The organism is Adlercreutzia sp. St.1H8 (assembly GCF_059728655.1).
In genome coordinates, this window is sequence record NZ_AP039376.1 from 2,712,528 (window position 1) to 2,731,100 (window position 18,573).

The 18,573-nt window shown below is 67.8% G+C and carries 17 protein-coding genes; 7 read left to right on the plus strand and 10 right to left on the minus strand.

Annotation, left to right across the window (positions count from 1 at the left end):
- Positions 1 to 9: 9 nt before the first annotated feature.
- Positions 10 to 720 (minus strand): response regulator, encoded by a 711-nt coding sequence (locus AC6I0Y_RS10810; RefSeq protein WP_160708077.1) that lies wholly within the window; start codon positions 718 to 720, stop codon positions 10 to 12.
- A 409-nt stretch (positions 721 to 1,129) separates the two neighbouring features.
- Here AC6I0Y_RS10810 and AC6I0Y_RS10815 point away from each other — a divergent pair, with 409 nt between their 5' ends.
- From AC6I0Y_RS10815 to AC6I0Y_RS10825, 3 genes are all read left to right on the plus strand, one after another.
- The gene (locus tag AC6I0Y_RS10815; protein ID WP_497731848.1) at positions 1,130 to 2,431 is read left to right on the plus strand and encodes a twin-arginine translocation signal domain-containing protein; all 1,302 of its coding nucleotides are present in this window, start codon (positions 1,130 to 1,132) and stop codon (positions 2,429 to 2,431) included.
- A 162-nt stretch (positions 2,432 to 2,593) separates the two neighbouring features.
- Positions 2,594 to 2,881: a type II toxin-antitoxin system Phd/YefM family antitoxin gene (locus tag AC6I0Y_RS10820; protein WP_160708073.1), complete on the plus strand. Its 288-nt coding sequence runs from the start codon at positions 2,594 to 2,596 to the stop codon at positions 2,879 to 2,881.
- Positions 2,881 to 3,201, plus strand: a complete 321-nt coding sequence (locus AC6I0Y_RS10825; RefSeq protein WP_160708071.1) for a type II toxin-antitoxin system RelE/ParE family toxin — start codon at positions 2,881 to 2,883, stop codon at positions 3,199 to 3,201. The genes AC6I0Y_RS10820 and AC6I0Y_RS10825 overlap by 1 nt, the downstream gene beginning before the upstream one ends.
- 824 nt (positions 3,202 to 4,025) lie before the next feature.
- Here the strand turns inward: AC6I0Y_RS10825 and purB are convergent.
- The 8 genes from purB to AC6I0Y_RS10865 all read right to left on the minus strand — a co-directional run bounded on the left by purB (position 4,026) and on the right by AC6I0Y_RS10865 (position 11,948).
- Positions 4,026 to 5,375, minus strand: coding sequence for an adenylosuccinate lyase (purB, locus tag AC6I0Y_RS10830; RefSeq protein WP_160709914.1), 1,350 nt, complete (start codon positions 5,373 to 5,375; stop codon positions 4,026 to 4,028).
- Positions 5,376 to 5,435: 60 nt separating this feature from the next.
- A complete protein-coding gene (locus AC6I0Y_RS10835; protein WP_160709913.1) occupies positions 5,436 to 6,107 on the minus strand; it encodes a potassium channel family protein in 672 nt (223 codons plus the stop codon).
- A gap of 9 nt (positions 6,108 to 6,116) precedes the next feature.
- Positions 6,117 to 6,779, minus strand: a complete 663-nt coding sequence (locus AC6I0Y_RS10840; protein ID WP_497731854.1) for a potassium channel family protein — start codon at positions 6,777 to 6,779, stop codon at positions 6,117 to 6,119.
- A gap of 75 nt (positions 6,780 to 6,854) precedes the next feature.
- Positions 6,855 to 7,643, minus strand: a complete 789-nt coding sequence (locus AC6I0Y_RS10845; RefSeq protein ID WP_497731857.1) for a CMP-2-keto-3-deoxyoctulosonic acid synthetase — start codon at positions 7,641 to 7,643, stop codon at positions 6,855 to 6,857.
- 264 nt (positions 7,644 to 7,907) lie between these two features.
- Entirely contained in the window at positions 7,908 to 8,732 is an 825-nt protein-coding gene (locus AC6I0Y_RS10850; RefSeq protein ID WP_160709910.1) for a hemolysin family protein, read from the minus strand.
- An 11-nt stretch (positions 8,733 to 8,743) separates the two neighbouring features.
- Positions 8,744 to 9,514: a PAQR family membrane homeostasis protein TrhA gene (gene trhA, locus AC6I0Y_RS10855; protein WP_497731860.1), complete on the minus strand. Its 771-nt coding sequence runs from the start codon at positions 9,512 to 9,514 to the stop codon at positions 8,744 to 8,746.
- A 5-nt stretch (positions 9,515 to 9,519) separates the two neighbouring features.
- Positions 9,520 to 11,460 (minus strand): PH domain-containing protein, encoded by a 1,941-nt coding sequence (locus AC6I0Y_RS10860; RefSeq protein WP_497731862.1) that lies wholly within the window; start codon positions 11,458 to 11,460, stop codon positions 9,520 to 9,522.
- Positions 11,460 to 11,948 (minus strand): PH domain-containing protein, encoded by a 489-nt coding sequence (locus AC6I0Y_RS10865; protein ID WP_160709907.1) that lies wholly within the window; start codon positions 11,946 to 11,948, stop codon positions 11,460 to 11,462. The genes AC6I0Y_RS10860 and AC6I0Y_RS10865 overlap by 1 nt, the downstream gene beginning before the upstream one ends.
- Positions 11,949 to 12,131: 183 nt before the next feature.
- Here AC6I0Y_RS10865 and AC6I0Y_RS10870 point away from each other — a divergent pair, with 183 nt between their 5' ends.
- The 4 genes from AC6I0Y_RS10870 to AC6I0Y_RS10885 all read left to right on the plus strand — a co-directional run bounded on the left by AC6I0Y_RS10870 (position 12,132) and on the right by AC6I0Y_RS10885 (position 17,073).
- Positions 12,132 to 12,800, plus strand: coding sequence for a response regulator transcription factor (locus AC6I0Y_RS10870; RefSeq protein WP_160709906.1), 669 nt, complete (start codon positions 12,132 to 12,134; stop codon positions 12,798 to 12,800).
- Entirely contained in the window at positions 12,797 to 13,906 is a 1,110-nt protein-coding gene (locus AC6I0Y_RS10875; RefSeq protein WP_497731865.1) for a sensor histidine kinase, read from the plus strand. Before AC6I0Y_RS10870 ends, AC6I0Y_RS10875 begins: the two co-directional genes overlap by 4 nt.
- 124 nt (positions 13,907 to 14,030) lie before the next feature.
- Positions 14,031 to 14,873: an ABC transporter ATP-binding protein gene (locus tag AC6I0Y_RS10880; RefSeq protein ID WP_160709904.1), complete on the plus strand. Its 843-nt coding sequence runs from the start codon at positions 14,031 to 14,033 to the stop codon at positions 14,871 to 14,873.
- On the plus strand, positions 14,863 to 17,073 hold the full coding sequence (locus AC6I0Y_RS10885; RefSeq protein WP_497731868.1) for an ABC transporter permease: 2,211 nt from the start codon (positions 14,863 to 14,865) through the stop codon (positions 17,071 to 17,073). The genes AC6I0Y_RS10880 and AC6I0Y_RS10885 overlap by 11 nt, the downstream gene beginning before the upstream one ends.
- A gap of 140 nt (positions 17,074 to 17,213) precedes the next feature.
- On the opposite strand, the gene AC6I0Y_RS10890 is transcribed toward AC6I0Y_RS10885, so the two are convergent.
- Entirely contained in the window at positions 17,214 to 18,503 is a 1,290-nt protein-coding gene (locus tag AC6I0Y_RS10890) for a hypothetical protein (protein WP_497731871.1), read from the minus strand.
- Between the last annotated feature and the right edge of the window lie 70 nt (positions 18,504 to 18,573).

The window sequence follows — 18,573 nt, forward strand, 5'->3', positions numbered from 1 at the left end:
AGGGCCGCCCTACGAGGCGCTCTTGGTGGGATCCTCGAAGCGGTAGCCGACGCCGTGGACGGTGTGCAGCCACTTCGGGCTGCGCGGGTTGTCGCCGATCTTGGCGCGCAGGTTCTTCACGTGGGAGTCGATGGTGCGCTCGTAGCCCTCGAAGTCGTAGCCGAGCACCTTCTCCACCAGCTCCATACGGGAGTACACGCGGCCGGGATAGCGGGACAGCGTGGTGAGCAGCTTGAACTCGCTGGCCGTCAGGTCGATCTCCTCGCCGGAGACGAGCACCTTGTGGCCGGACACGTCGATGGTCAGCTCGCCGAACTCCAGCACCTCGCGCTGGGGCTCGGAGTCGGCGTGCACGCGGCGCAGCAGGGCGCGGGCGCGGGCCACCAGCTCGCGGGGGCTGAAGGGCTTCACCAGGTAGTCGTCGGCGCCCAGCTCCAGGCCGATGATGCGGTCCTCCACCTCGCCCTTGGCGGTGAGCATGATGATGGGCACATCTGACGTGTCGCGGATGACGCGGCAGACGCGCTCGCCCGGCACGCGGGGCAGCATGAGGTCGAGAATCACCAGGTCGAAGTGGTGCTTCTGGAATTCCTCCAGCGCCTCCTGGCCGTCGCCCACGGCGGTCACCCAGTAGTTCTCGCGCTCAAGGTAGGCGGTCACCGCATCGCGGATGGCCTTCTCGTCCTCGACGAGGAGAATGCGGCGGGTTTCGTTGCTCATGATGGTTGCTCCTCAGGTTGGCGTTCGCTCGTAGGAAGCCGCCCGCGAACACCGCGGAGCGGCGAAAGTTGCCCGATAGGGTCGTGTTTGCGTTTATTGTAGCAATTGCCCGGAAGGGCCCTTTGAGCTGTGCGTGAAATGACACAATAGCCCCATGCCACAGAAGAGGATCAAGCACGTGCGCTCGTCGGCTTCGCCTTCTCGCCGCTCCGCCGGCGCCGGCCCCCGAGCCACGTCTGCCGCCCCCCGGGGCGGCCATAGACAGAGAAGCGTCGCCAAAGGCCCCAGCGCCGCCCGGTCAGGGCGCTCGCGCGCGGCCCATCGCGCCGCGCCCTCGGAGCCCCAGCGCCGCGTACCCGCCGACGGGGCGGCCGAGGGCCCTCGCGTCGCGCTGCCCGGCGGGCGCGAGGTGCTGCTCACCCGCCGCCACTTCCTCTACGGCGCCGCCGGCCTGGCGGCCCTGGCGGCCGTTGGCGCAGGAGGCTATGCGGCCTCCCGGGCCGCATCGTCCGGCAGCGGCGGGCTCGCCACCCTCAAGGTGCCCGAGAGCGCCGTGTTCACCTCCGAAGACTGCGAGCAGATCGAAGATCCTGATACCGTCATGCGCCTGATCACCACCAAGGAGCTGCCCTACGGCAGCCTGGTCTGGGCCAACGACGATGACGTAGCCGCCTGCCTCATGCCCACCGACCAGGCCCGCCCGCTCTGCACCGTAGGACTGCTCTCGCTCTCGTCCGGCACGGTGAACACCGTGCTCAAGCAGGCCGTCGGCCAAGACGAGGGCTTTGAGGTGTACGACGTGCGCGCCTGCTCCCGCGGCGTGGTATGGGCCGAGGCCGACATCCTCGACGGGCTGTGGCGCGTCTACTCCGCATCGAGCGACGGCGCCTCCATCGGCCAGCCCGCGCTGCTTGAAGAGGGCACCACCGACTGGGAGATGCCCACCCTGGCCGCATCCGGCGACTACGCCTGGTGGCAGGTGCTCCCCCGTCTGGAAGGACCCAAGAAGACCGAGGCGTCGCTTCTGAAGCGCGCGCCCTTCGGCAGCACTCAGACAGAGAAGGTCTACTCGTCCAACGGGCGCATGACCACCCCGCCCTGCGCCGTGGAAGGCGGCGTGGTCATCACGCCGCGCGCCGCCACCAGCGGCACCTACTACCAGCTGACGCGCCTCGATGCCGCGACGGCCCAGGTCACCGACGCCGTGGTGCTCCCCTCGTCCATGCGCCCGCTTGAGGCCGCCTACGGCCCCACGGGCTTCAGCTTCGCCTTCGATGCCATCTACAACTACGGCGACGGCATCAAGAACCTCGGCACCTACGTGCCCGCCAGCGCCGTCTCCGTGGAGGCGCCGGCCGCCGAGAGCGAAGCCGACGGCGACTCCTCGCCAGTGCGCACGCTCGACGCTGCGGGGGCCTCCGCCTACGGCGCGGCGCCCTGGTTCCGCTTTCCGCGCACCCCCACCGCTCCGCCCGCCTGGTGCGGCAAGTGGTTCATGGTGAAGTCGACGAAGGCCGTGTGCGGCATCGATCCGGAGTCGCGACGCTACTTCACGTTGGACGTGAAGAACGGCACCGACGATTACGGCGACTACCTGGCCTCCACCGGCAGCGGCAGCCGCGTGGTCACCTTCTCCAACATCGACTACACCCCCCTCGAGGGCGACCCCCAGCACCACTGCCTCGTCCGCGTTTGGAGCCCTGCGGAGTAAGGGACGCAACCGCCAGACGGCGCTCAAGCTTCACGCTCCAGCCACGCTCTTCCTCCTGATCCGCCGCTCAGCGTTCTCGACTTTTTGTCCCCGCTATGTAAAAAGATTTCGAAATGGTTGATATAATAAATTTATAACTTATTTGTCTATAGAGGAGGAACTATGACTCTTCCGCTGCCTCAGATTCGGCCCATCAGCGATCTTCGAACCGACCTCAACGATGTGTGCGCGATGGCTCGCGAGAGTCAGGAGCCCATATTCATGACAAAGAACGGCAAAGCGTCACTCGTGGTCATCGACTGCGAGGCCTATGAGAACCAGCGGCAACGCGACCGCTACGTGCAGAGCCTGCGCGAGGCCGAGATAGAGGCGCGGTATCATCCCGACACGGTAAGCCGCAACCAGCTCGACGACACGATGTCCCGTGTCTTCGCGCAGTGGGGCGTTTGATGCGCACCCCCGCCTTTCGTCCACGCGCGGCGCTCGACCTCGAGTCCCTTGTCGTGTACCTCGGCGAGGTGTTGCGCTCCCCGCAGGCGGCGCGCGACACCTACGCGGCCATACTCGATGCGGTCGACCGCCTCTGCGAGATGCCCACGCTCGGCCGGTCCTTCCTCGACGACTCCCTCGAAGGCGAGGCCTACCGCTGGCACCTGGTCGGCCAGTATCGCATCTTCTACACCCACAGCGCCGAGACGCTCACCGTCTGGCGCATCCTCCACACCCGCCAAGACCTCGACGGATACGCTCTCATCGACTGGGGGGAATAGCGCAGTCGAAACAGGATTTCTGGCCATTCTTGCCATGCTTTACGCAGCTAGCGCATCGCGGCAAGCAACTGGGAACGATCTCCCCCACACCTGACCTGGGATTATTCAAAAGCGAAGTCGCGGCCAAGCCCTAATCCGGCGTAAAGCGCGCCCTTTTTGGCCACAAATGCCACGCCGCGCAAGAGGCGCGGCCGGCACTTCGTCAGCCTCGGATCGGCGCCAGGGTTCGAGAAGCCCCTGAAAGCCAAAGCCCGGCGGCAGATAGTCCGGCGCAGGCGCATCGCCGCCAGGTCCTTCCGCGAAAGCATCCAGGCTCAGGGAAACGCCGACGGCGGGAATGCCGCGCCCTCCTCCCCGGCCCAACCGGGGCAGAGCCGTCCCACGATACGCGAGCGCCCCCCTCGCACCCCCCGCGCCGCGCACTCCCTACCCCCCCCGCCACCCCCCCCGATCCGGGCACCTGCCGCGCAGAAACACACCCCCAAAGTGGCCAAAAAAGACGACCTGACGACAAAATTCGGGTGCTTTGGAGATGAGTCGGGGGCCGGAGGGTGTAACCGCCATTCGCGACCTGGGGTTTTGGGCGCATGCCGCGCTTGCGTGGGGCTGCGAAGCGCTTCCATTGTCGTCAGGTCGTCTTTTTTGGCCACTTTGCGGCGCATTTCTGCGCAACGCCCCACGACGGGAGGAGACGCCCGCGCCTGCGACGCCCGCGCCCGAGGCACGCGCGGGATCCGGCCTCAACCCGCGCCCCACGCGCCATACGCAGCCGAAACGCAAAAGGGGGCCGGCACACGGCCGGCCCCCTTGGCGCGCGGGACGCTCTAGAACTCCAATCCCTCCAGCCTCTCGAAGACGACGTCCTTGCGGGTGAGGAAGCCCCAGGGGTCGAAGATCTCGTCGAGCTTGGCGGCGGGCAGGAGCTCGGCGGCCTCAGGGTCGGCCTCCAAGCGCTCGCGGTAGGTGGGGCCGTCCACGGCGTTCTGGATGTCCTCCCACACCTTCATAGCGTTGCGCTGCACGATGACATAGGCGTCCTCGCGCGTGATGCCCGTGTCCACCAGCGCCAACAGCACCTTCGAGCTGAAGATGAGGCCCTTGGTGCGCCACAGGTTGTGCTCCATCTTGGCCGGGTAGGTCTGCAGGCCGTCGAGCATCCACTGCATCTTGCCGAACATATAGTCAAGCGCGGTGAAGCTGTCTGCCAGGGCCACGCGCTCGGCGCCGCTGTGGGAGATGTCGCGCTCGTACCACAGCGCCACGTCGTCGAAGGCCACCTGGGCGTTGGCCTTCACCACGCGGGCCAGGCCGCAGACGCGCTCAGCCGTGATGGGGTTGCGCTTGTGCGGCATGGCGCTCGAGCCCTTCTGGCCCTTGGCGAAGGGCTCCTCGGCCTCGATGACATCGGACTGCTGTAGCAGGCGCACCTGCAGCGCGATGGACTCAAGCGTGGAGGCCGTCACCGCCAGCGCGGCCATGACCTGGGCGTGGCGGTCACGCGCCAGCACCTGGGTGGACAGCGGGTCGGGGGTGAGGCCCATCTTCTCGCACACGTACTGCTCGACGTAGGGGTCGATGGACGAATAGGTGCCCACCGCGCCGGAGATGGCGCCGGTGGCAGCCACCGCGCGGGCCTGCTCCATGCGCGTGAGAGCGCGCTTGAGGGCCCAGGCCCAGCTGCCGAACTTCATGCCGAAGGTCATGGGCTCGGCGTGGATGCCGTGGGTGCGTCCCACGCACAGCGTGTCCTTGAACTCGAGGGCGCGGCGCTTGCAGGTCTCGCCCAGCGCGCGGATGTCCGCGATAATGAGGTCGCACGCCTGCGTGACCTGGTAGGACAACGCCGTGTCACCCAGATCAGAGGACGTCATGCCGTAGTGCACCCAGCGGCTCGGCTTCTCCTGGCCCTCGGGCACGTCCGCGTCGATGTAGCCGGCCATGCAGGTGGTGAAGGCAATGACGTCGTGGTTCGTCACCTTCTCGATCTCGTCGATCTCCTCCACGGTGAAGTCGGCGTGGTCGCGGATCCACTGCGCCTCCTCGCGCGTGATGCCCGCCTGGCCCAGCTCGGCCTGCGCCTCGCAGGCCAGCACCTCGATCTCCTTCCAGATGGCGAACTTGTTCTGAAGCTCCCAGATGCGGCCCATCTCCGGGCGGGTGTAGCGGTTGATCATGCGGAGGCACATCCCTTCTCTTGCGAACCCCTTGCCAGTCTCTGCGAAAAGCGTACCACGTCAGAGCGCGCGGAACATGGCGCGCACGTCGTCGAGGACGTCGTTGTCGGCCACCACGATGGCCTTGTCGCCCGGATAGAGCACGAGCCCCTCGCTCGCCACCTCCACGTCGTCCTTGGTGGCGACCGCGGCGATGAGCGACCCCTCGGGCATGGGGATGGAGTCGATGACGATGCCAGCCTCGTTGGAGTGGTGCCTCATGCGCGGCACCACCACCTCGGTCAGGGCCACGTTGCCATGCGTCAGCGACGACACGATGCTCACCGAGCCGAGCAGGGCCTCCTCCTCGATGAGGTTGGCGATGAGCGTGGTGGACGACACGCACTCGATGCCCACCTCGCGGAAGATGCGCAGGTTCTTGGGGTTGTTCACGCGGGCGATGCAGCGCGGCACGTTGAACACGCGCTGGGCAATCTCGCACGACACGAGGTTGTCGTCGTCCTGGCCGGTGGTGGCCACGAACACGTCAGCCTGGCGGATGCCCGCGTCCTCCTGGTAGCGCGAGTCGCAGCCATCGCCGTGGATGACGAGGTAGCGGCCCTCCAGCTGCACCGACAGGCGGTCAGCCGTAGCCAGAGTCTCTTCGATGACGGCCACCTCGTTGCCGCTGGCCAGCAGCACGCCCGCCAGGTACGACCCGATCTTTCCGCCCCCTGCGATAACGATGTACATGATCGTCCCCTAATCCTGGATATACTTGCTGAACGCGCCGATGAGGTCGTGGTGAACGCAGGCCAGCACCGTGTCGCCGTTGTAGAGGACGGAGTCGCTCGTGGGGATGGACGACGCCGAGCCGTCAGCCCGCTCGAAGGCGACGATGCGCACCTCGTGGTCGCGCTCCATCTCAGAGACGCGGATGGTCTTCTGGTTCTCGCGCCAGGAGAGGTCGAGCGAGAAGCGCAGCACCTCGAACTCGCCGAGCGTCTCGATGTGGGCGCCGTGGCCCGAGACGATCTTGCTGAACACGTCCTCGGCCACCAGCGACGTGCCGCAGACGTAGTCGATGCCCAGCTGCATGTAGGCGCGCTCATGGTCGGGATTGTAGAGGCGGGCGATGACATGGGGCACGTCATAGAGCCGGCTGGCCACCTCGGCGCACATGAGGTTGGCGTTGTCGAACTGCGTGACGGCAGCCAAAACGTCGCACTCCTCCACGCCGGCGCGCACGAGCACGTCCTCGTCGAAGCCCACGCCCTGGATGGTGGAGCCGTTGAAGTTGCGTCCCAGGTTGGCGAAGGCGTCGGCCGAGCGATCGATCACGCACACGTTGCTGCCGTTGTCCGACAGCATGTTGGCCAGCTGCGATCCCACGCGCCCGCATCCGATGACGATGACGTTGCTCAATCTGACCTCCTTCTACGAAAAAAGAGCCCGGGATAACCCGAGCCCCCTCAGTATATATCCCGTCCTGCCGGCCACCTAGATCTTGGCCATCTCGTTCAGGGTGTCGCGATACCAGTTGTCGTAGTTCGGCGGGCAGTACTTCATGGCGTTGGCGTAGCTGATGGTGTAGCCGTAGACATCGGCCAGGCCCTTCACGTGGGCGCGGATGGCCGTGTCCCAGTTGGGCCAGGCGGACTGGCCCCAGCCCCAGGCGTTGTGCGGGCTGAAGCACACCGACCCGCGGGTGCTCTCGGTGTTGGAGATGGCGGGCGACCAGCGCGGATCCACGCCGTTCTCCCAGGCCGCGATGGCAAAGGTCTCGCCGTGGCCGGCCAGGGGGAAGCCCTCGAGGTAGTCATTGATGCGAACGGTCCACTCGGCGACGAAGGCCTCGCGCCCGATGCTGAAGTCGACGTTGGAGACGGGCAGGCTGCCGTACTTGGCAAGGTAGGCGGACTTGGCATCTGCCACCTGCTGGATACAGGCCTTTTCCTTGGCGATGCGCTCCTGCTCGGCGGCGATGCGGGCAGCCTCCTCCTCGGCGGCGATCTCCTGGTAGCCCTGGGAGACGTCGCGCTGGGCGGTGGCCTCGATGGCCCGCTCCTCCTGGATGGCGGGCGCGGCGATCTCGGCCGGGGAGTCGTTCACCTGCAGGATGACCGCATCGCTCGTACCGCCCAGGCCGAAGCCGGCGGCGTCCGCGCCGGCGCCGCCGGCGGATGCGATGCCGAAGCCGAAGCAGCCGGCGACGAACAGCGAGGCGCAGGCCACCGCGGCGAACACGCCGACGAAGCCCCTTCCCGCACTCTTCCGTCTTGCGACCATCTGCCTGGCCAACCTTTCACGAAGCGCACACGACCAACCGCCCGGGGGCGGTGACAGCGTGTTAGGTTGGGTGTGGGTATGCTGCCGAATGGCTCGATATGCATTTGTTAGTAGCCGTATTTTACCGTAGCAGGGCCCTTAGTGCCAAAACCTAATGGCAACGATTCATGGTTTGTTCGCTTGACAAAGGTGAGCGGCTAAGGTTCCGCAGGTGAGAGCGATGCGTTTTTCGGCCTCCCTGGGGGCGTCTCCACAACTTTTTCGCTATAAGCGCGTGACGCGGATGGTGGAGATGCGCGAGCGGCGCATCTTCTCTATCTTGAAGGAGAACCCGTCCACCTCGAACTCGTCACCGGTCTTGGGAACGAAGTCGAGGGTGTCCATGAGCCAGCCGGCGATAGTCTCGTAGTCGTCGGACTCGGCCACCGGCCAGCCCAGCTCCAGGGCGTCGTCCACGGGCAGGCCGCCATCGGCGCGCCAGCAGCCGGGGCTGAGCAGCGTCACCGGCTCGCGGTCGCGGTCGGTCTCGTCGATGATCTCGCCGACGATCTCCTCCACGATGTCCTCCACCGTGATGAGGCCGTCGGTCCCCCCGTACTCGTCCACGACGATCGCCATCTGCTGGCGCTGCTCCTGCATCTCGGAGAGCAGGGGGATGACGTCCTTCGTCTCGGGCACGAACATGGGCTCGTACATGAACTTGGTCACCGGATCGTCCACGCGGCCGTCCATGAGCGGGCCGATGAGGTCTTTGTAGTGCACGATGCCCACGATGGCGTCCATGTCGTCGTGGTACACCGGCAGGCGCGAGTAGCCGGTGCCGCGCATGCGCTCGAGGGCGGCGCGCCCCGTCTCGGTGTCCTCCACCAGGATCATGTCCACCCGCGGCTTCATGATCTCGCGTGCCGTGAGGTCGCGCAGGTCGAGGATGTCGTGGATCATCCGCTTCTCGTCATCAAGCAGCTCGCCGGCGCCGGCCACCATGTCCTTGATCTCCTCCTCGGACACGGGCTGATGGCGCCCCACGCTGAAGAAATCGAAGAAGCCCTTCTTCTCGGGAGCCTTCTCGGATGAGTGTTCTTTGTCCATGGTCGCCTTCTCTAGATCACAAACAGAATGATGGAGAGGAACTGCAGCACGCTGCCCGCCAGCACGAACACGTGGAAGACGGAGTGCATGTAGGGAACCTTCTTCAGCACGTAGAAGACGGCGCCCACCGTGTAGCTGATGCCGCCCGCAGCCAGCAGCCAGAAGCCCGGCGCGGGCAGAAGCTCCCAGAGCTGCGGGATGAAGAACGCGACGCTCCAGCCCAAGAGCACGTAGAGCACAGCCGAGACCCAGCGCGGCCTGAACGTCCAGAATGCCTCGCAGGCAACGCCGGCCACGGCGGTGGCCCACACGAACGCCGCCAGCCACACGCCGCCGGACGCACCGAGGGTGACCAGGCAGTACGGCGTATAGGAGCCGGCGATGAGCAGGTAGATGCAGCTGTGGTCGAGCACCTTGAACACGCGCTTGGCGCCCTCGTGGGCAAGGGCGTGATAGAGGGTCGACATGAGGTACTCGAGCAGGAGGGAGATGCCGTAGACCAGCGCGGAGAACAGGAGCACGCCGCCGCCGTCCACGACCGACTTCACGATGAGCACCACGAGCGCGGCGACGGCCAGGCAGGCGCCGATGCCGTGGGTGACGGCGTTGGCTATCTCCTCGCCCAGGGAGTACTCGCGTGCGCTGCGCCGCGAGCGCCGGCCGGCCGAGGGAGCTGCGGCCGAGGCTGCTCCCGAGGCGGCCGAGGGAGCCACCGCGAGGTAGCCCCGGGACGAGCGGCTACTTCGGCCGCCCGCTTCGTCTGATGAGGATCGTTTGCTCATGGGAGCTACTGTAGCACATTTCCCCTCGGCTTGAGCCACGCGAGCCACGCACGAGCGTCTTCCTCCCCCACGTCGATCAGGCGAATGGTGGTGCCGCCCACGCCCGCGGCGGTGCGGGCGGAGAGGGTGGCGGTGTGGGCCAGGCGCTGGAAGGGATTGGTCTTGGCGTAGCCGAACTGGATCTTCTGGCGCGGGAAGCTGACCGTCTCACGCGAGATGCCGCCGTTGGACACCTGCATGAAGCGGTCGTTCACCGCGAAGCTGGACTCGCGGTACCACAGCACGGTGCCCACCACGTCCACGACGAGCAGCACGAGCGCGAACAGGTAGCCCACGAGCGCGCCGCCGTCCAGGTAGGGCAGCGCCCAGGCCTCGGACGGCTCCGCGGCGACCAGCAGGTGCAGCCCCACCTGGCAGATGAGCACCGCCACGGCCAGCCAGAAGCCTTCGCCCTGCCACAGGCAGCGGCGAATGAGCCCGCGGCGCAGGGCCACCGGCGCCACGCGGCGCGGCTCGGTGGGCAGGTCGGCGAACTCCGGGACGAGGCCAGCCAGGATCTCCGGCACGCGGCTCGCCTTCACGAAGGGGTGGATGACCAGGACGCCCTGGCTGGCCGTCCCCTTGGACTCGTCGCCCTCAGACGCGGCGTCGATCTTGCCGAGGGACACCTCGCAGCAGCCGAGCAGGCGCCGCACGAAGCCCTGCTTGACGATGACGGACTGCACGCGGTCGATGCCCACGCCCTGGAACTGGTGCTGGAGCAGGCCGCGCTCCACCTCGATGCGGTCATCGCGGCGACGGGCGCGGAAGCCGCCGTAGGACAGGCACGACGCAAGCGCCGACAGCAGCCACAGCACGAGCGAGCCGCCGATGAACGCGGCGAAGAGCACCGCCGCCAAGCCGCCGGCCGCCGGCCCCGAGGCCGCCGAGACCACGGCGTCGACCGCCGCGTCGCCCGAGCCGGGGATGAGGTCGAAGAGGATGTCGGCGAATTGGCCGACGGCGCCGAGGATGGCGATGATGACCACCACGAAGGCGGTGTTGTTGGAGAAGCCCGTCAGCAGCAGCTCCTTGTTGGTGAGGCCGTACTCGTAGGAGACGCGGCCGGTGTCCACGGCCGCGCCGGCGAACACGCCGCCCACCTCGTCCCACACCCCGGTGGCCACGTCGAGCACGTTGCCGGCCGAGGACCCGGGAGCTGTGGGGGCGACCGCCGCGAGGCTGGGGGCCGCGGCGGGCTGCACGGGCGCGGCGCCCACGGCGACGGGGAAGGCAGCCGGGTCGTTGCCGGCGGCCAGCCACTGCTTGCGGGCGAACAGCTGGGTGCGCAGGGTCTCCGCCTGCTGCTTGGCCAGGTAGGGCACGATGACGGCCTTGTTGTTGGCACCGCCCGCGGTGTCGATGGACACGGTGCACACGCCGAAGAGGCGCTGGAGCAGCGTCGCCTTCTGGTCGACCGACTGGATGCGCTGATAGGGCACGTGCACGCGCTTCTTCGAGAACACGCCGCTGAACAGGTTGAACTCCTCGGAGCCCAGCTGGTACCACAGGTGCTTGTAGGAGATGGCGTGCACAGCGAAGAGGATGCCCAGGGCCACGATGACGAGAAGCGCCACGATGGCGATGGCAACGAACAGGCCGAAGCCGGCGTCCATGCCGGCCATCGCGCGCTGGATGCTGGAGATGGCGCTCGCGATGGAGGAGAACGCCGCGATGGCAACGGCGAACAGCGCAGCTGCGCCGGCGCGCAGGCTGCCGAGCCAGATGTAGCTGTGGTGGACGTGCTGGCGCTCGCCCGCCGCCGGCTGCGCGACCGGCCCGGAGGCGGCGGGGACGGCCGGCGGGACGGGCTGCGCGACGGCCTCCGGAGGTATGCCGCCGGCAGCGGGCTGCGAGGCGGAAGCGCTTCGCGGGAAGGGGCGGGAGGAGTTCTGGGGGTCGGTCATCACACGTCCTCCCGAGCCAGGCGGGCGAGCTCGGCGGCGCGGTCGCGCAGCGCATCGGCCGCGGCGGCGTCAAGGCCGGGGATCTCGTGAGCGCCGGCAGCCGTGGAGACGGTCACGCTCGACAGCCCGAAGGCGCGCATGACCGGGCCCTGCTTGGTGTCGGTGTTCTGCACGCGGATGAACGGGATGATGAAGCGCTTGCGCCAGACGATGCCCCGGGCGATGTCCAGGTACTCAGGCGACAGCTCGTAGCGCCAGCGAAGGTAGCGGATGGGCGGCAGCACCACCACGAACAGGATGAGCAGCGCCGCGAACGCGATGCCCTCCCCCGCCAGCACCGCGAACATCCAGGGCTCCGGATCCGCCAGCGCCATGAGGGCAAAGGGCGCAGACGAACACAGGAACACGACGACGATCCAGATGGCATCGTTGATGCGCCACACGTTCTTGATGCGCGGATCCAGCTGATTGGCGGGAAGCTCTCTCATCCCCAAGTCCTTTCCTCGGAAAAAGTTCGGGAACCATAGTAATGGTCTTTGCCAAGCGCGCAACTAACCTTAAAGGTTTCTTCAGCGCGCTCCCCGTCCTGGCGCTTACCTTCACGTAAGGTTTCCCGCTGCGGAGAGGCGGAGCGGTAGAATAGGAGGCGTTCTTTCGCGGGAGGAGGATCGGTGAGCCGCATCTACATCATCGAGGACGACGAGGCGCTGCGCACGGAGCTGGCGCACCTGCTCGAGCTTCAGGGATTCTCGGTGGCGTGCTGCGCCACCTTCGGCACGGCTGCGGCCGACGCCCTGGCCGCGCGGCCCGACTGCGTGGTGCTCGACCTCAAGCTCCCCGGCACCGACGGGCACAGCATCTGCCGTGACATCCGCGCCGCAAGCGACGTGCCCATCATCATGCTCACGTCGTCTGAAAGCGAGTTCGACGAGGTCATGGGCATGAACCTGGGCGCCGACGACTATGTGACCAAGCCCTACTCCCCCGCCGTGCTCATCGCGCGCATCCAGTCGGCCATCCGCCGCAGCTCAAGCGGGCGCGACGAGCTGACCATCGAGCACGCCGGCGTGCTGCTGAACGTGGGGGCGGGCACCGTGTCCTTCGGCGGACGATCCACCGAGCTCACCCGCAACGAGCTTCGGATACTCCACATCCTCATGCGCAACCCGGGGCTCGTCATCAGCCGGCAGGAGATCATGTGCGAGCTGTGGGAGTCTGATGCGTTCATCGACGACAACACCCTCACCGTCAACGTGAACCGCCTGCGCAAGACGCTCGGGTCGCTCGGCGTGCCCGAGGACTTCCTGACCACGCGGCGCGGCCAGGGGTACCTGGTATGAGCCTTCTGGGCTGGCGCGACGACGAGGAGGCGCCCGGCTGCCCCAACGCCCCGGAGCACTTCGGCCCCGGCGCCTACCTGCGCGACCACGCGATCGCCCTCGGCATCACGGCCTTCTGCGTGGCAGGCGTCATCTGCATGCTGCCGGCCCTGGGGGTGAGCCTGCCCGGGGCGCTCACCATCGCCGGTTTCGTGGCCCTGTGCGCCGCCATCGCCTTGACCCTGGACTACAGCCGTCGCGCGCGGTTCTACCGGGAGGCCTCGGACCTCGTCACCGAGCTCGGCAGCGCAAGCCACTTCCCCGCGCTCATCGACGAGCCGGACTTCCTGGAGGGCCGCATCGCCTACCAGGCGGGGGCGGCGCTGGCCCGCCTCTCCAACAACGAGGTGAGCGCCGCCCAGGTTGACGCCCAGAACTACCGCGAATACGTGGAGCTGTGGATCCACGAGATCAAGACGCCCATCGCCGCGGCCAAGCTCATGCTCGCGAGCATGCACGATGCCCAGGGCGCCAAGCTCACGCGCGAGCTGGAGCGCATCGACGCCCAGGTGGAGCAGGCGCTCTACTACGCGCGCTCCTCGTCGCTGGCCAACGACTACGCCATCCGCGAGGTGCGCCTGGCCGGCGCCGTGCGCGAGGCGTGCAAGAAGAACGCCCGCTTCCTCATCGAGCGCTCGGTGGCTCCCGTCATCGACGTGCCGGAGGACACGCGCGTGCTGGCCGACGAGCCCTGGCTCGTGTTCGTCCTTGGGCAGGTGGTGGTGAACGCGGCCAAGTACGGCGCGCGGACGATCACGTTTTCCACCCGGGTGGAGGAGGCGGGCACCCCGCGCGAGTGCACGATGCTCGAGGTGCGCGACGACGGATGCGGCATTCCCGCCGCCGACGTGCCGCGCGTGTTCGACCGCGGGTTCACCGGCGCCAACGGACGCAGCCAGGGCAGCGCCACGGGCATGGGGTTGTACCTGGTGGCGCTCATGTGCGAGCGCATGGGACTCGGCGTGGGGCTGGCCAGCGAGGAAGGCGTGGGCACCCGCGTGCTGCTCTCCTTCCCCCACGACCGACGGCGGGCGGTGACACCCCCCCCCGTCGGCCCTTGGCGCTGACCTGGTGAGCGCCGGCAACCTGACAAACTCGTAAGGCAGGCGTAAGCGGCTTCGATGGCAGGCACGGCAGACGCGCGCCATCATGGGATACCGTAAGCTTCGTAGAGAAAACGCAGGAGGAACCATGACCGAAGTCTACGCAACCCCGTCCGCCGCCACGTACGCCTCCGGCGGCGCCGTCCCCTACGGCGCCCGCGCGCCGCAGCCCACCCTGAGCGTCCGCCAGATCGAGAAGGTCTTCGGCAGCCGCGACTCCGTCACCCATGCCCTGGCCGGCGTCAGCTTCGACGTGGAGGCCGGTGAGTTCGTAGGCATCATGGGGCCGTCGGGCTCCGGCAAGACCACGCTGCTCAACTGCATCTCCACCATCGACGCGGTGACGAGCGGGCGCATCCTGGTGGGCGGCACCGACATCACCACCATGTCCAAGCGCCAGCTGGCGAAGTTCCGCCGCGATGAGCTGGGCTTCATCTTCCAGGACTCAAACCTGCTCGACACGCTCAACGGCTACGAGAACATCGCCCTGGCCCTCACCATCAAGCGCGTGAGCCCCGCGCGCATCCCCGAGCTGGTGGAGAACATGGCCCGCACGCTGGGGGTGGAGGGGGTGCTCAAGAAGTACCCCTACCAGATGTCCGGCGGCCAGAAGCAGCGCGTGGCTGCGGCGCGCGCCATGGTGAGCGACCCCAAGCTCATCCTGGCCGACGAGCCCACCGGCGCGCTGGACTCCCGCAGCGCCGCCGTCATGCTGGAGATGCTGGAGATGATGAACCGGCAGCTGGGCGCCACCATCATGATGGTCACCCACGACGCCTTCGCCGCCTCGTTCACCAACCGCGTGCTGTTCATCAAGGACGGCGTCGTGTTCAACGAGCTGCGCCGGGGCGACGCGAGCCGCGATGAGTTCTTCGCCCGCATCATGGAGGTCGTGTCGTTCCTGGGAGGCGAGGCCGGCCATGTCGCTTAAGCTCGCCCTGCGCAACATCCGCCGGTCCGTCCGCGACTACGCCATCTACTTCATCACGCTGCTGTTCGGCGTGGCGGTGTTCTACGCGTTCAACTCCATCGGCAGCCAGCAGATCCTCTTCGACCTGGAGAACACGGCGTCAGGCGCCCAGTTCGAGACGACCACGCAGCTGCTCGGCATGTTCTCGGTGGTGGTGGCCTGCGTGCTGGGCTTCCTCATCCTCTACGCCAACCAGTTCCTCATCCGCCGCCGCAAGCGGGAGTTCGGCACCTACCTGGTGCTGGGCATGACGCCGGGGCACGTCTCGCGCATCGTGCTATACGAGACGGTGCTGGTGGGCCTCATCTCCCTGGCCGCGGGCCTGGTCTTCGGCGTGCTGCTGTCCCAGGGGCTGTCGTTTCTGACCGCGGCGCTGTTCGGCACCACCATGACGAACTACCAGTTCGTGTTCTCGTCGGACGCCTTCATGACCACGCTCGGCTGCTTCGCCGCCATCTACGTGGTGGTGGCCCTGTTCAACACGCTCACCGTCAGCCGCTGCAAGCTCATCGACCTGCTGCGCGCCGATGCGAAGAGCGAGCGCGGCGGCGTGCGCAACCCGTGGGTATGCCTGCTGGTGTTCGTCGCCTCCCTCGCCGTGCTGGCCTTCGCCTACCAGCAGCTGATCGAGAGCGGGCTGGTCATGCTCGACGATCCCCGGTTCGCCTACGCCACCGTGGCCATGCTGGTGGGCACGCTCATGTTCTTCTGGTCGCTGGCCGGGTTCGCCATCGCGGTGCTCACGCGGCTGCGCGGCGTGTACCTGCGCGGGCTGACCGCGTTCACCGTGCGCCAGGTGGCCAGCAAGGTGAACACGGCGTTCCTCTCGCTGTGGGCCGTGTGCGTGCTGCTGTTCTTCTCCATCACCGTGTTCTCCAGCGGCATGGGCATGGTGGACGTGTTCGTCGGCGGCACCGAGCGGGCGAATCCCTACAGCGCGTCGCTGACGTCGGCCGTGTGGTACGGCCCCGACGGGTCGGTCGCCTCGTCGTCGGACGATCCCCACGACCGCATCAAGGAGATGGCCGCCGGGGCGCCCGAGCGCCTGGCCCAGGCCGAGGCCTACGGCTGGGACATGGCCGCCGCCCTGCGCGACGCCGCGCCCGAGCAGTGGGACGCCACGGTGGGGGCGTCGTCCCAGATCACCATGTTCGCGCTGCCCAACCTGACCTACAGCCCCCTCGTCGACGCGGCCCAGGCGGGCGCGGGCGGCGCCGACCTGCGCGTCAACGACCTGGGCAAGGTGCGCGAGGCAAGCGTCAGCGTCATATCGCTCAGCGACTTCAACGGCGCCCGCGTGCTACAGGGCCTGGCCCCCGTGGAACTGGCCGAGGGGACCTGCGGCCTGGCCAGCAACATCGAGATGGTGGCTCCCCTGGCGGCGGCCACGGTGAAGGCCGCGCCCACCATCGAGGCGGCAGGCCGCGCACTCACCGTGACGGGCCCGGTCTACGACACCCAGCTGGAGGACAACGCCATGAGCGCCGTGGCCATGACCCTCATCGTGCCCGACGCCGTCATCGACGACCTGTGGGCCGAGGGGCTCATCCCCGAGACGCAGACCCTCAACATCCAGTACGCCGACAACGGGCTCACCGCCGCCCAGAACGACGAGGCCCTCGGCGCCATCGTGGCTGCCCTGCAGCCGCGCGACCTGGGAGGCTTCGAGAAGGGACCTGCCAGATCCCAGGATGCGTGGGCCAGCCTGCTGTGGCCGGTGACCCGCATCATCACCGCCGATGCCATGGTGGCCCAGTCGGGCGGCCTGCGCCTCATGATCACCTACCTGGCGCTCTACATCGGCTTCGTGTTCCTGGTGTCCACGGCGGCCATCCTGGCCATCCAGCAGCTGTCCCAAGCCTCTGACTCCAGCCCGCGCTACCGCACGCTGTGGAAGCTCGGCTGCGACCAGCGCATGATCAACCGCTCGCTCCTCACCCAGGTGCTCGTGTACTTCCTGGTGCCCCTGGGGCTGGCGATGTGCCATTCGATCTGTGCCGTCAGCGTGCTGAGCGACTCGCTGTTCGACGCCATCGGCACGTCCACCTTCGGCCCTATCATGATGGCCGCGAGCCTGGTTCTGGTGGTCTACGGCGGCTACCTGCTGATGACCTACCTGGCCAGCCGCTCCATCGTAGCCGGCGCGCTCAAGGAGGGCTAGGGCGTCCGGCCAGCCCGGCTGGCGGTCGGCTGGCGGCGGCCGGGCGGTCGGCTGCCCCCTCCCTCCTGACACAGCGAAGGGCCCCGCGGGATCGAATCCCGCGGGGCCCTTCGCTGTGTCATGGCGTTGCGCCGGAGCGGCTACACCAGGCCGAAGAGGTAGTCCAGCTCCTCGGTCCAATCGTCCTCGTTGAGCACCCAGGTTCCGTTCTCCAGGGTGCAGTTGATGGTGGCGTAGTCCTCCGTGGTGGTCGTGGTCTCGGTGACGGCGGCCATGAGCAGCTCGCCCAGCTTCTGCTGCACCTGCTCCTCGGTCATGGCGTTGGCCTCGCCGCTGGTGTCGAAGGCGTCGACCTTCTCGTTGAACAGGTCGAGCACGGCGAAGATGTCGCGGCAGGTGACGTCCGCGCTCACCCAGCCGGTGCCCTGCTTGTCGTTGACCACCACCAGGTCAATCTCGTAGGTGAGGTCGTCGGTCATGAGGCGCGCGTAGTTCACCGGGTCGATGCCGCACTGCTCCATGGTGACGCCGGTGGCCTCCTGGAAGCCCTCGGACGCGATGGAGGCGACCTTCTGCATCATCTCGGCCTCGCCGCCCTCGAGCGCGTCGAACTGGGCGCTCACCAGGTCGAGCACGGTCTGCTCGTTCTCGTCGTAGACCGGCTCGCTGCTCGAGCTGGAGCTGGACGACGAGCTGCCGCGGTCGGTGCTGCTCGTGCCGGGCGCCGAGAGGCTGCTCGACGGCGAGCTGCTCACCGTAGGCGTGTTGAGCACGGTGGAGTAGGCCCAGATCATCGCGCCGATGGCGAACACCCAGAGCAGAACGGAGAGCACGACGCCCACGATGCCGCAGATGCGGCCGGCCTTGGCCTTGCCGTCTTGCCCGAAGGTCTTGAGGTAGGAGCCGCCCATGACGATGGCCACGATGCCGAGCACGATGCCGATGAGTGGGGTGCCGCACAGCACGATGGCCAGAATGCCGCAGACGAGCGCGCCCGTGGCCTTGCCGGAGCCGGACGGGGCCGGCTGGGTCGGAGGCACCGAGCCGTAGGGCGACGCGGGCGCGCCGGGCTGGGCGGAGGCGTAGGGGCTTGCCGGCTGCTGCGGGGCAGCGGCGCCGGCGCCGGGCTGCTGGGCGCCAGGAGCGGGAGCCGCGCCGACGGCATAGGGCTCCGCCGCGGAGGCCGAAGCGCCGGGCTGCTGGGCCTGCGGGGCCGCGGGCGGCACGGCGCCGGACTTCGTGCCGGACACGTTGTTGGTCATCTTGCTATCAACCGCGGGGGCCGCATCAGCGGGCGTCACGGCCTGGGCGGCCACGGGCTCCGCCGGCGTCACCGCCTCGGAGGCCACCGGCTCCGCGGGCTCAACGGGCGAGCCGCCGGAGGCGATGGCCTCCGGATTGCTCTGGGGGTCTTTGGTCTGGTCTTCCATGGGCTTGCCTTTCCCTTTCTCTGTTGAATCCGGTCAGCATTATACGCCCACCGGCGTCTGACGAGGACGG

Coding starts and splice junctions, on each gene's coding strand:
- AC6I0Y_RS10810 (WP_160708077.1), bottom strand. CDS start 720: ATGAGCAACGAAACCCGCCGCATTCTCCTCGTCGAGGACGAGAAGGCC.
- AC6I0Y_RS10820 (WP_160708073.1), top strand. CDS start 2,594: ATGACTCTTCCGCTGCCTCAGATTCGGCCCATCAGCGATCTTCGAACC.
- AC6I0Y_RS10825 (WP_160708071.1), top strand. CDS start 2,881: ATGCGCACCCCCGCCTTTCGTCCACGCGCGGCGCTCGACCTCGAGTCC.
- purB (WP_160709914.1), bottom strand. CDS start 5,375: ATGATCAACCGCTACACCCGCCCGGAGATGGGCCGCATCTGGGAGCTT.
- AC6I0Y_RS10835 (WP_160709913.1), bottom strand. CDS start 6,107: ATGTACATCGTTATCGCAGGGGGCGGAAAGATCGGGTCGTACCTGGCG.
- AC6I0Y_RS10845 (WP_497731857.1), bottom strand. CDS start 7,643: ATGGTCGCAAGACGGAAGAGTGCGGGAAGGGGCTTCGTCGGCGTGTTC.
- AC6I0Y_RS10850 (WP_160709910.1), bottom strand. CDS start 8,732: ATGGACAAAGAACACTCATCCGAGAAGGCTCCCGAGAAGAAGGGCTTC.
- trhA (WP_497731860.1), bottom strand. CDS start 9,514: ATGAGCAAACGATCCTCATCAGACGAAGCGGGCGGCCGAAGTAGCCGC.
- AC6I0Y_RS10860 (WP_497731862.1), bottom strand. CDS start 11,460: ATGACCGACCCCCAGAACTCCTCCCGCCCCTTCCCGCGAAGCGCTTCC.
- AC6I0Y_RS10865 (WP_160709907.1), bottom strand. CDS start 11,948: ATGAGAGAGCTTCCCGCCAATCAGCTGGATCCGCGCATCAAGAACGTG.
- AC6I0Y_RS10875 (WP_497731865.1), top strand. CDS start 12,797: ATGAGCCTTCTGGGCTGGCGCGACGACGAGGAGGCGCCCGGCTGCCCC.
- AC6I0Y_RS10880 (WP_160709904.1), top strand. CDS start 14,031: ATGACCGAAGTCTACGCAACCCCGTCCGCCGCCACGTACGCCTCCGGC.
- AC6I0Y_RS10885 (WP_497731868.1), top strand. CDS start 14,863: ATGTCGCTTAAGCTCGCCCTGCGCAACATCCGCCGGTCCGTCCGCGAC.
- AC6I0Y_RS10890 (WP_497731871.1), bottom strand. CDS start 18,503: ATGGAAGACCAGACCAAAGACCCCCAGAGCAATCCGGAGGCCATCGCC.